This is a genomic window from Nitrospirota bacterium (assembly GCA_030645475.1).
Lineage (GTDB): Bacteria > Nitrospirota > Nitrospiria > Nitrospirales > Nitrospiraceae > Palsa-1315.
Genome location: JAUSMA010000060.1, coordinates 119,216 through 131,694, shown reverse-complemented (window position 1 = coordinate 131,694; position 12,479 = coordinate 119,216). Strand labels below are relative to the sequence as shown.

Sequence of the window (12,479 nt, the reverse complement as noted above, 5' to 3'; positions counted from 1 at the left end):
CACGCCACTGAGAGAATCGACCTATGGCAACCGACCCCACTGTATCGCTGAAGATCCGCACCTCCTTGGGTGAATACCTGAAACGCGATCCAGCCACGATCCTCATCACCCAACATCTGCGTGACGATTTAGGTCTCGACTCGATGGCCGTGATCGAACTGCTCTACCGTATCGAGGAGGCCTTCGATCTCCAGATTCCTGACCAAGATCTGGTGGGACTGACGACCGTGGGCCATGTCGTCACCTACGTTGAACAGCGGTTAGGAAAATCGGCCTCGCCCACCGCGGCCAAGAAGCCGGCAAAACCAGCGAAGATCCCTAAGCCGAAGAGCAAAAAGAAATCGTAATACTATGGCCACGCGCCCACGTCCCCCCATCACCTTGACACAGATCCACCACGTCGTCGGCGGAGAACTTGTGGGGTCGCCACAAGCCAGCATCACAAGCCTGGCCAGTTTTGAAGAGGCAGGCCCGAACGATCTGACTTTCGTTACAGGGGACCGGATGCTCAAGACTGGCGGGCCCACCGCTGCCGGAATGCTCCTCTCCCATCGGCGTCTGGCTGAGATCTCCAACCCTCATATCGTCGTCGCCAATCCGACATTGGCGTTTGCGCAGGTCGCCCACGCGTTCTTTTGCCCGGTCGCCCCTCCTCGCGGCATCGACCCTGCCGTGGTCCGGGGTATCGATACGCAGGTCGGTCCCGATGTCTCAATCTGGCCGGGTGTCACCCTCGGAGACCGTGTACAGATCGGGGCGCGAGTGAGGCTCTACCCAGGCGTCTTTGTCGGAGACGACACCACCATCGGGGACGATACGCTGCTCTATCCCAACGTCGTCGTCAGGGAAGGCTGCACCATCGGCGCGAGGGTCATCGTTCACAGCGGCACGGTCATCGGAAGCGACGGATTCGGCTATGTGCAGGATCAAGGACGGCACTATAAAATTCCTCAGCTCGGCGGGGTCATGATCGAGGATGACGTCGAACTCGGAGCCAATGTTGCGGTTGATCGAGCCACACTTGGCCAAACGGTGATCAAGCAAGGCACGAAGGTCGATAACCTGGTCCAGATCGCCCATAACGTGACGATCGGCGCCCATTCAATCCTCGTCTCACAGGTCGGGATTGCCGGCAGTACTCGTGTGGGACATCATGTCATGATCGGCGGACAGGCAGGAGTGGCTGATCACATCGTCATCGGTGATCAAGTCATGGTCGCCGCTCGTGCAGGCGTGAACCGCAACCTCGAACCGAATCAAATCGTCTCCGGGGCTCCCGTCATGCCGCATGAAGTGTGGGTCAAAGCCCAAGCCGTGATTCCACGGCTTCCTGAACTCCGACAGGCGGTTCGCACATTGGAAGAAAAGATGAAGCAGATAGAGGCCCGAGGCAAGGCGCCTCGAACCTCGAAGCCGAAACCCAAGAAGCGAACCAGATAACGGATCGGTCGTCTACCCCTACCCGATAATTCCACGCCAACCAAACAGCTTGGCCCAGTAGAATCCCGCCCAGGGAATCAGCACAGCCGGGAAGGGGTCAAGGTCCCCCTGCAGCATAGCTGCAGCCGATGCGCTGAAGATCAGTGCCACCCCGGCGACGGTGAGTATCGGAACGAAGCCTCGTCCGGCATGGGTGATTTCCGGCATCTCCGGCGCGGCCTTGGCCTTCTTGCTGCCTTGCACCACCGCCGTTCGCATCCGCGCCGCATACACCTCCGGAAAGGCGGCCAATAGATAACGGTGATACCGGGTCTGCCCCCACCCAAACAATGCGCCGATCACAAGGAGACCCGAGCTGGCGAGAAACGTCAACGAGGTATAGGTATGGTTTGCCAGAAGTTGATAGCCGAGCAATCCCAGCCCTCCAATCATACAGACCAGTCCGACCACCCCGGACGGCATGAGGATATACGACCGCACATAGATACGAGCTTGCTCCTGAATTTTCTCGGGCCGCAAGACTGTCACAAGTTTTGGCATCAGCCGTTCCCCCACCTCATTACGCTGACAGGCTTCTCGTCCTCGACGAAGAAAGACCGTAAATCGGCGGCATCATACCATCCTTCTGTTGTTTGTCGCATGCGAGGAAAGAGGAGAACGATCTTTTCTGCAGAGCTAATTAGCTGGCCGTCCAATCCCCGCGACTTGATGAGGGATTGTGGATGGCACCTGAGCAACTGCAAACGGGCTAGCTGATTGTGAGAAGCTGGATACCCTTCGACTGAGTCCACGGGATGAAGGCAGATGTCGACAGCAAAACGGCCTTCTCCCAGCGGTCTTTCACTGTCGACCCCATGAAGTTCCGCGCTGGAAAAGGCCGGAAAGCATGAGTCCGTTGCTACGGACAGCTTCGGTGTCCACAAAACATGTGCACGGCTTGTGGATAACCATGTGGATGAGCGGCCAATACCATGTCGAAACAGCACACCACACTGATTGCCCAATCGGTAGGCAATACAATCCGTGCAATTCCATAGAGATGCGATGATACCGCAGAAATGTACAGAGGAGACAGGCACCGTTTCCATACGATCAGGAAGATTCTCTCGTAACAATCGTACAGAACTGTGCGAATCGGCAGGACAGAACTAGACTGGCAAAATATTACCGATGGCCAATCGCTCGACACGCCCGATATTGACCCATTGCTCCGCCATGGGAATCAACGCTTGAATCCGGCCCTGGACGGTTTCCAGTCGTTGCGGCAACGTCGAGGTCTTCCGATAGGCTGCCACCATGAGAAAGGAGCGGAGGCCTTGCAAAAACATCGTGATCATCGTCGCTTGCACATGGCTGGCCATGTCGTAGAGAATCTCGACCTGCTGGACAATCGGATCGAGTTGAGACGCCGTCACAAAATCCGTCGGCCCATGCGCGCGTAACTCTTCAATCGTCCGACTCATGATCGGGACCTGGCGACGGACTTCGTGAAGGAACTCATCGTCGAGGCGATCGAGCTCGGTCAATATCTGTCCAACGGCGGCCACATCAAGATCATTGGCTTCCCGCTCGGCTCGGTTGATAACGGCCTCCAGCACATCGCGCGCCGGTTGCATTGAGCGGGCACGCGCCTGCTGCAGATCCCGTAGCGCATGAAGAAGGGGTGGGCTGGAAGTCCCGGTAGCGACAGGGGACTGTCGCGGAAGAGTCGCAGAATCATCCATGGCCATAGCAGGAGATATCTCCTGCGTATCTTCCACCGGTGCAACAGAAACGCCATCCTGTTCAGCACGATCGTCCTCTTGAGTTCCTGCTAATCGACGCACAGCCACATTGATCCGATCCAACCCCTCCTGAAGCGACTGAAGCGCTGCCGTCATCGCACGCGGTTCCTGACGCCCCACATCGTGGAGAATGGGAAGCAGATTCGAGGCCATCTGCTCAATCGCATGGAATTGTACCGTTGCCGCAGACTTGGCAAGATTGGTAATACCGTGCAAGAGAATCCCGTAAAGCTTCGGACGCACCGTTTCGTGCGTCCCTTCACCCAGTTGTCTCAACGCCGCCTGAATTTGAGCCAGCCATTCATGCGCTTCGAGGGCAAAAAGCCCGATCACTTCTTTCTCAAAGCTTGGATCCGTCAGATTCTGCGCAGAAGAACGCACAGGCCATCTCCGCTCACCCGACAACGCCGTCGACTCCTGTTCTCGTACAGGAGTCTTGGACTCGACAGCGCCTTGAATCGCGCTGGCCAGCGCATCCAACCCTTCCAATAACGATGTGAACTGATCGGATGCCGCGGGAACGACCGCAGATGGCATTGGACTCTTCTCAATTGTCGGAAAGGACAAACGCGCGACGTCAGGCGGTTCAAGCGTTTGAACGATGGACACGAGCGGGGTCAAGCTCAAATCAAGTTGCCGTGGTTCCTGGCCGCGGACTGGATCACCCTCGATCCATACGATAGGACGAAGCGGGTAGTTCGTATTGACGCGCTTCACGGTCCCCACCTCTCCGGTGGTCAACCGCACCGAGGTGCCGAGCGGATAGGCCGACAGTTGTTCGACCAAGGCTTTCACCACCTCGCGCGGGAATGCCGTTCGTTCCGCCACCATCAATTCTCGGACCGCTTCGTGCGGAAAATATCGACGGCGATAGCCCCGCGGGCTCACCAGGGCATCGAAAACATCCACGACCCCGATGATTTGGGCAAACTCGCTGATCTGCCGTCCCTTCAGTTTGTTAGGGTATCCCTGCCCGTTCCACCGCTCATGGGCTTGACGCACCACTTGCGCCAGCCACTCGTATTGTGGACCAGCCTTTCGAATCGCCTCATAGCCGAGATCCGGATGCTGCTCAATCAGCATCCGTTCATCGTGGGTCAACCGGCTGGATTTACTGATGACCGACTGCGGTACGGCAAACAGACCGACGTCATGCAGGAGCCCGGCGAACGTCAATCGTTCCAACTCTTTCCCGTGGTATCCCAGCCCGGCGCCAACCTTTGTTGCGACAATCCCGACATTCACAAGATTGGTAATCAGCGGGGGGCCAGCTGGCCCGCTCATCGCCTGCACGAGTAATTGGTCACTTCTCTTGAGTGCCTCCCCAATACCCGTCGACAAGGTGGCGATGGACTCCAAGTCGAGTGCATCCTGCCGCTGGACGGCCAGAGCCACGCCCGTCAGTTGTTCCTGCGCAATCCGATACCAATCAGGCACGTTGTATTCGTTCATGGCCTTCGGCCGTTCTTTTTGAGCATTCGCCGATACATCATCGGCATTGCCCGACCCGCTGAACAAGTCGGTCATCGATCTCTACCATGTTTTCGAGGGATCCGGCAAAGAGGCATTGATCACAGAGCGCATTGATCAGCCGCCCAATCCCCTGAGTCTGTTCGTAAATGGCTGCCACTGCTTTCTTGGTAAATACATCTGTCCGATGAGTGGCGATGCCCATGCGAGCCTTCATATATGGCGCCGTCTCCTCGGCCGTGAAAGGGCCCAGGTGGGCACGGACCGCAATTCGCTGGTTCAGTTGTGGAATGTTGGCGACACGATGTCGCAATTCAGGCTGGCCGATCAACACCACGGTTAACAAGAATCGGTCATTGAGTTGGAAGTTCGTTAGTAATCGCAACTCCTCGAATCCTTTGACACGTTCAATCGCTTGCGCCTCATCCACGATCAAGACCGAACTGATCCCGTGCTGTGCATTCAGCTGCAGTCGCTCATTGAGCTGCTGCAATCGTCCCGCTTTTGATCTCACTGGGTTGAGTCCGAACTGAGACAATACCTCATCCAACAGTTCTGAGGGGGACAATGCGGGATTGGCAACAAGCGCAATATCATACTGTGCAGGCGATAGCCCGCCGATCAATCTGCGGCTGAGCAACGTTTTTCCGCACCCGATGTCGCCGGTGAGCAGGAGCATGCCCTTGCGTGTCTGAATTCCGTAACTCAACCACTGATAGGCCGTGTCATGCTGGGTGCAGGGCACATAGAATCGCGGGTCCGGCACATTGTCGAACGGGAGGGTTTGGAGTCCCCAATACTTCGTATAATCCACGTCTGTCGTCATTGAGCCATCATCTTCGCTCGTCGATAGCGATTCCCGCAGGCATCTCGACGAACCTCTGTGCGGGGTTCCGGCACATCCATCACGACTGGCTGGAGGGAAGCAACTGATTGATCGCGGCCCGCTGAGCACGCCCATGGTCCGCCCACTCCCGGATCGCGGTGCCCATGACGTGAAGCCGTGCCTTCACTGTTTCCACCCGTGCGGCAGCCAGACGCACTCGACGCTGCGCCACCACAGTCATTAAACTATGCAGCCCTGCAAAAAATATCATGGCCGCCCCCGCGTTCACCTGTTGCGCTTCGCTGCGAAGCCGAGCCACATCCTGAAGTGAGGCGTCGAGGACTGCCATGCGTGAGGCGGGTTCGTCCCCGTCCTGTCCGAGAATACTCAGCTTCTCAGAAATCGCAGGCATCTGCTTGCCAATTGCTTCCAGAAACAACTCTTCCGCTTCGGACACGCGAGTCAAATAGCCCTGGATCACCGTGGCATCCACTTGCCCAACGCCGGCCTGAACCTGCCCTTCTATCTGCTCGATCATGACCCGGATGACGTTGCGTCCGGACATGACCGCTTGTGGCTGTCTCTCCTCCAACGCCTGTAAGGCCTGCAAAAACTCAGCAGATGAGAGACTCGAGTAGGCTGCCTCAGCCGCGGCCCCACTCCCGTCATCTTCAAAGGAGATCCCCGTGGCCTGGGTCAAGGCCGTATGAATCTGTCCTAACTGCTTACAGAGGGACAGAAAGTCCTGAACGGAAAGCGATTTGGTCGGATCCTGGAGGGCTTCGATGAAGGGAATCGCCTTGAAGCTGGCCTGTTCGACATCCGGGAGATTGATTGTGGCCGCAGATCCGCCGAGATTTGTTACTCCTGCCGAAATGATCCCGATGAGTTTGGCATGCCGTTCCGGCGCTGGGCCCTGTTGCAGCTCATCAAGGGCGACATGGATGTTCTGAAGCCATTCTTGTGCTTCCTGAACAAAGAGATCGATCAGCTCTTTCTGGAAATCATCTGTCGTCTCAGCAGCCATAACCTCAGTCCTTTACGACTGTGACAGTTCTTACGGGAGGGAGGCGTATCAGTTCAGGATCGCCGTTTTCCACTCCCCAGCTGAGAGGCCAACCCTGCGATCTCACCAAGCTTCGTCGCCATCTCTTCAAACCGTTTGGTCGCCTGCTCGGCTGCCTGTTCTGTATCAGATGCACGCTTGGCCAGAAGGCTATTCCGTTCTCGCTCGGTCTGAAGCAACGATTCAAACTCCAGGACTCGTTCCGATGCACGTTGGGACTCGGAAAGGCGCGCAGCGAGGTCGTGATTCGTGTCCTGTTCGGCAGCCAATGTTTGTTCCAATATACTCATCCGTGCGACAATCTGTTCTTGCTCAGCCACACGCCGAGAAAGTTCCTGCACATGCTTTTGCTCCTGCGCTAGTTGCGCGGCTGCCTGGCGTTCAGCCTCAGCCGCCCGGCGCGTTGCATCGCTCGTACGTTCCTGTTCTTGCGCTAATTGCTGCGCCAGCTCTTGAGATCGGGCCACGGTCTTTTCCATCGCCGTCATCTGCTGGACCAGTTGCGTGGCAGCCTGGCGCTCGGCATGCAACGTCGCCTCCATTTCCTGGACTCGACTCGCACTCCTCTGCATCTCGGCGAGACGCGAGGCCTCTTGCGCCCTGCCCTCACGTTCCTGCTGAAGAGCCTCTTCCAGTTCCCGAACACGGGCCGTCAGACTCTCAACCACGACTCCCTGCTTTTTGGCGTCGGCCGCCTGCTCGCGTTCATCTTTCAATACCGATTCGAGCTCCTGCACCCGGGCAGTCGCCTCCTCGGCTTCTGCAAGCTTTATCTTCAGTTGAGCCGTCTGCTCTCGCTCTCGGGCCAGCATCGACTCGAGTTCCTTCATATTGCCCGACTGCCCCTCAAGCTGCGCCACTCGTTGAGTGAGTTGTGCCGATCGGTCTCGTTCAACCTGAAGTTCTTCCTCAAGCGGTTTCAATCGCGCAGCCGTCTGCCGATACGTTTCCAATTGTTCGTCGCTGACACGTGCTGTATGAATCGGTTCAACCGTCTCTGGCACCGGCTCAACATGCTTCGGAGCAGGAGCAACCGGCGCTTGTCTCTTGGACAATAACTCAAGCACCCGATCCTTGAGAGAAGTACCCTGGAACGGCTTTTTCAACACTCCGTCGGCATGACAAGATTCAGCTTGCCTGGTCACCTCCTCGTTGACAATACCGGAGATCAAGAGCACCGGGGTGTTCGCCAACCCGCTCTGCGCGCGCACAAAGGCGCAGACTTCGTACCCACTCTTATCCGGCATGATCACGTCTGAGACGACTAAGTCAGGCTTCTCTTTGGCCAAGTAGGCCAACGCCTCTTCACCGTTTGCAGCAAGAGTGACTCCAAATCCAGCCTCCGTCAGCAACCGCTCCGCGACTTTCCGAACGGCAATACTGTCATCGGCAACCAGCACGTTTGGCATCTCAGTTTCCTTTCCCCATTACCTTGAACCTCGAACGAGGTCCTATCCTAACCGTCCCAGTCGTTGCAAGGCCACGATCGTCACGTCGTCTCCACCAATCGTGACTGACCCAAGCGTTTCAAGATCACCGCCGATAGTGGGTCGAATCGCTGCGGCATCTACGGTTTCGAGAGACGGTACCGCCGCATCAATACAGATCGCCATCGGTCCATCGACATGACGCGCGACCAGGCACAGCAATGGATCTCCCTGCAAGGTGCGACTCAACCTGTTCGCCAATTCATACACCGGCATGACCTCATGATCCCGTTTCTGCATCGCCTGCACGAACGGTGTCCGACTCGGCACAGGAATACTATCAGTCCAGGGTGACACGCCCCCCACATCTTCCGTCCGTGCGGCCAACTTCATCCCACCAATGGAGAAGATCACCACATTCCACGACCGTTTCGTCGTCTGAGTCTGCTGCTGCCCTCGAGCCGCCCTCAGCACGATCCACCAACCGTGAGCGAACCAACGGTGACCAGCTGCGAGGTCTCCCTCGCGCCCACAGAGACCACCTCAGCCAACTCTCCCAGCATCCAGGCAGGATTCACGATCAACACCAGAAGTTCCTCATACAGCATCATCCCCCCGAACCACCGTCGTTCATCGCATCGAAACTGCGGCGGCAACGGAAGACAATTCTTTCGTTCGACGTCCGTCAAGCCGACCACCTGCTCGACACGAATCGCGCCATGTGAATGCCCATTCGAATACAACACCGTCCGTACTTCGAGGCCGGACAGATCGGCCACCACCGAGAGCAAGTGAGCAAGATCAACCGGCTGGTAGAGCGTCCCTGTCGCCGTCACAGCCTGCTCCAGGCCAGCCTCTTCGGGCGTGAGCACACCATGAACGCCATCTGCTGGCAATGCCAGATAACTCCCCCCCAGACGAACGACCAAGAAGCTAGCCGTCTCTACGAGCACATTCGTCGATTTAAGATGACCTCGTAAACTCATGATCGTTCCAGTTCTGACAACAACTCAGCTACAACAACCATTCGAAAATCAGGCGGCAGAGAGCCTATTGACGCACGGTGGCCTCTTTACCGATCCATCGCTCAATTTCCTGAATCAACGCCCGCTCTTCAACCGGCTTGGGAATATACGAGCTCGCGCCGATATTCAGAGCCATTTGCCGGTGTTTATCTCCGGCTCTGGTCGTCATCACGATAATCGGCGTCTGCTGCGTCTGCGCCCGGCTGCGTAATCCCTGGATCACTTCATAGCCATTGAGCTTCGGCATCTCAAGATCGGTAAGGATTAATCGGTAGTTTTGTGCCGATGCTTTACGGAGACCTTCTTCTCCATCCACCGCAGTATCGACTTTATACCCGGCAGACTCCAACATCCGGCCCACGAACTTCCGGATGCTCAAGGAGTCGTCGATTAAGAGAATCGACGGTTCCGACGCCTTCGGCTCTGGCGCCTCCACGTATGGAATCAGGGCCTCCACGGAGGCTGACGCGTCTAACGACAACTCCGGTCCCGCCGCGACTGGCGCCTCTCGGGCCAGCAGTCGAGCCGGGTCCAATACGAGGACTACGCGACCTTCCGGATCGATGGTCGCTCCGCCAAAGCTGGAACGATCCAACGACTTGAACGACCCCAAGGGCTTAATAACGATTTCCTGACGGCCGAGCAATTCATCAACCAGCAAACCGATCATGCCAGCGGCCGTTCTCACGATGACCACCGGTCTCCCGACTTCCACAGGCACGCGATTCCGAGTGAGCAATTGCTGAAGCGGCTGCACCTCGATCGCCTCATCGCCGATATGCAAGATCGACCGTTCGCCCATGCGTTGATGTGAACTGGCTGTCAACATCGTGACTTCGCGTACCGATGGCAATGGAATCGCATAACGCTCACTCCCGGCCTTCACCATGAGCGCCGTGGCAATCAGCAAGGTCAGCGGGAGATTCAAGGTGAACTTCGTCCCCACACCTCGAATGGATTCGACATCGATGTGGCCGTTCATACTTTCAATGACACGTTTCACCACATCCATGCCGACCCCTCGCCCGGCCTGATCACCGATCTGGTCAGCCGTCGAGAATCCCGGCATAAAAATAAACTTGATCACTTCTGACTCCGGTAACACGCGGGCCACCTCTGCGCGAATCAACCCTCGTTCCACCGCCTTGGCCCGGATCTTTTCAACATCGAGCCCCGCTCCATCGTCTTCCACTTCAATCAATACGGCATTCCCGCGATGGGACGCATGGAGATAGATCGTCCCTGCTCCCGGCTTCCCCTTCGACACGCGAACCGCAGCAGGCTCGATCCCGTGATAGACCGCATTACGCACAAGGTGCACCAACGGATCGACCAGCCGCTCCACGACGCCCGTGTCCACTTCGGTATGTTCACCGGAGGTGACCAATGCCACCTCTTTCCCTGTTGCGCGAGCCATCTCGCGTGTGGCGCGGCGGAATCGCGTGAATGGCGTGCCGACCGGCACCATACGTGCCCTGGCAATTTCATCCCGCATACCCAGCGTCAATTGTGCCAAGTGGCTCATGTCTTCATGCGAACGGCGAATCGATCCGCTCAATTGCGTCATCGACTCAGTAATATCCGCCGTGACCTCGCTGATGCGGCGGGCCAAAATATTGAAATCGTCGTACTTGTCGAACTCAAGACTGCCGAAATCGCTGAGACCGGCCACTCCCTGGAACGGAACGGCCGCCGGGCTCGAGGAGGCGACCGGAAGCGTGAAGGTATGTTTTTCCTCAAACGAACGAACCGATTCGACTAATCGCCCCTTACAGGCTAAGACTTGCTGCGAAAGATTCTCGAGCATATGCAACCGCTGCTCGAGCCGACCCCGGCCGATGACCAGCTCGCCGACCAAATTCAATAGTCGCTCCAACCGATCGCGGCTTACACGGATGACTTCACGATCCTCCGCCGCTTTGCCGTCCACCGTCTTGGCAGGCTCAGCGTCTTGCTGATCCTGTGCCTCTTGCTCCACCGGCGACGCGACTGAATGAACGGCACGCCTCGACTCAACGGACTGAGCCGCCATTAGCTGATCGAGCTGCTTGAGTCCTTGCATCGCCACAGCAAATCGCTGGCGCAGCATGTCGAGAGATGAAGAATCTCTCCGCATCAACAGGCGAACCACATCGACCGATCGCAACAGCGCGTCCGTATGCCCGGGGAGAATCTTGACGCGCCCCTCCCGCACCGAGCCCATAAAATCTTCAACATAATGCGTCAGATCGCCAATCGACTGGAATCCAACCGTGTAGGCAGACCCTTTCAGCGTATGCGCGGTCCGAAAGAGCTGATTGATGACTTCCGGATTGTGCTGTTCTTTCTCAAGACGCAGCAGTTGCGCTTCGAGTGATTCGAGATATTCCTGGGCTTCCGGGGCAAAATAGGAGAGCACTTCGGCATCCAGAAGCGGCAACAGATACTCATCCGTTAAAGGACTCTCGGCGGAAGGCATTTCCCCTTCAGGGCAGGTAGATTCCACAGGACGATCCATGACGGCCGCCGCAACGGGCACCGTCGACTCGATCGGAGCAACCGCCGGAGCCTCCACCACAATACCCTCCCCACTGCGAATCTGTTCAAGCGCCTGAGTGACTTCTGGCACATCATGCTGCAATTGAGTAATATTCTCGTCGTCTCGACGCATGAGCAGACGGATCACCTCCACCGCTCGACCGATCGCGCCGACCAACGTTGACGACATGGCAACCCGTCCCTCACGAACCGCGATCATGCAATCTTCGATTGGATGAGCCATGTCGCCGACGACCTTAAATCCGATCGTGTGCGCAGACCCTTTCAGCGTGTGGGCCGTGCGATAGAGCGTCTGGATGGTCTCTCCATCTTTGGAGTCATGACGCAGACGATGCAGGAGCGACTCAATGGTCTGCAGATACTCCTCCGCTTCCGGAGCGAAATACGACAAGACCTCGGGATCGAGAGTCGGGACGAGATAATCCGGTCTGAATAGGGTTGCTTCTGATGGAACCATGGCCGGTACAGACGGGAATAATTTAGCCACTTCGTCTTTCCATCGCGCACTCACTGATGGGTCTTCAGCGCCGCCTTGTGCAACAACTTTCAATTGAGACTCGAACGAGGTCACCATCCCACGTAAGGCCTCCAATGCCTTCGGCCAGCGCGCGGCCTGGATAGACGGCGCCTCTTCCAAGGTGGACTCCAGCAATGCCCCCAACAGGGCTAACCCCTCGTATCCGTAGAGTCCTGACGCCCCGCGAATTTTATGGGCCCAGACATACTGCTCTTGCAGTTGCGCGGGTGTCGGCGTCGTCCCATCGGACGGATGGAATGCCTTGGTGAGGATATACATCGCTTCCGACGCTTCAGCGACGAAAATGTCAACGAGGCCGTCTCGGTCAAGTTCGGAGCTCATCCCTATCCTTTCTTACCCGGAGCATCCTCTGGATGCTCCGGGAA

At 57.1% G+C, this 12,479-nt stretch carries 10 protein-coding genes; 2 read left to right on the top strand and 8 right to left on the bottom strand.

What is annotated here, in order from left to right; all coding sequences use genetic code 11:
• The first annotated feature begins 23 nt into the window (after positions 1–23).
• Together Q7U76_10910 and lpxD are read left to right on the top strand one after the other, a co-directional pair.
• Positions 24–347, top strand: coding sequence for an acyl carrier protein (locus tag Q7U76_10910; protein MDO8356888.1), 324 nt, complete (start codon positions 24–26; stop codon positions 345–347).
• Between the two features lie 4 nt (positions 348–351).
• Positions 352–1,440: a UDP-3-O-(3-hydroxymyristoyl)glucosamine N-acyltransferase gene (gene lpxD, locus Q7U76_10905; protein MDO8356887.1), complete on the top strand. Its 1,089-nt coding sequence runs from the start codon at positions 352–354 to the stop codon at positions 1,438–1,440.
• An 18-nt stretch (positions 1,441–1,458) separates the two neighbouring features.
• Here lpxD and Q7U76_10900 read toward each other — a convergent pair whose 3' ends face one another.
• The 8 genes from Q7U76_10900 to Q7U76_10865 form a co-directional block, all read right to left on the bottom strand.
• Positions 1,459–1,980, bottom strand: a complete 522-nt coding sequence (locus Q7U76_10900; protein MDO8356886.1) for a hypothetical protein — start codon at positions 1,978–1,980, stop codon at positions 1,459–1,461.
• Between the two features lie 608 nt (positions 1,981–2,588).
• Positions 2,589–4,751, bottom strand: a complete 2,163-nt coding sequence (locus tag Q7U76_10895; protein MDO8356885.1) for an HD domain-containing phosphohydrolase — start codon at positions 4,749–4,751, stop codon at positions 2,589–2,591.
• Positions 4,714–5,520, bottom strand: a complete 807-nt coding sequence (locus tag Q7U76_10890) for an AAA family ATPase (GenBank protein ID MDO8356884.1) — start codon at positions 5,518–5,520, stop codon at positions 4,714–4,716. Before Q7U76_10890 ends, Q7U76_10895 begins: the two co-directional genes overlap by 38 nt.
• Positions 5,521–5,599: 79 nt before the next feature.
• Positions 5,600–6,547: a hypothetical protein gene (locus Q7U76_10885; protein ID MDO8356883.1), complete on the bottom strand. Its 948-nt coding sequence runs from the start codon at positions 6,545–6,547 to the stop codon at positions 5,600–5,602.
• A 53-nt stretch (positions 6,548–6,600) separates the two neighbouring features.
• On the bottom strand, positions 6,601–7,995 hold the full coding sequence (locus Q7U76_10880) for a response regulator (GenBank protein MDO8356882.1): 1,395 nt from the start codon (positions 7,993–7,995) through the stop codon (positions 6,601–6,603).
• A 42-nt stretch (positions 7,996–8,037) separates the two neighbouring features.
• The gene (locus Q7U76_10875; GenBank protein ID MDO8356881.1) at positions 8,038–8,487 is read right to left on the bottom strand and encodes a chemotaxis protein CheW; all 450 of its coding nucleotides are present in this window, start codon (positions 8,485–8,487) and stop codon (positions 8,038–8,040) included.
• A complete protein-coding gene (locus tag Q7U76_10870; GenBank protein ID MDO8356880.1) occupies positions 8,481–8,999 on the bottom strand; it encodes a chemotaxis protein CheW in 519 nt (172 codons plus the stop codon). The genes Q7U76_10875 and Q7U76_10870 overlap by 7 nt, the downstream gene beginning before the upstream one ends.
• Before the next feature lie 64 nt (positions 9,000–9,063).
• Complete coding sequence (locus Q7U76_10865; GenBank protein MDO8356879.1) at positions 9,064–12,435, bottom strand: hybrid sensor histidine kinase/response regulator; 3,372 nt, start codon at positions 12,433–12,435, stop codon at positions 9,064–9,066.
• Positions 12,436–12,479: the final 44 nt, after the last annotated feature.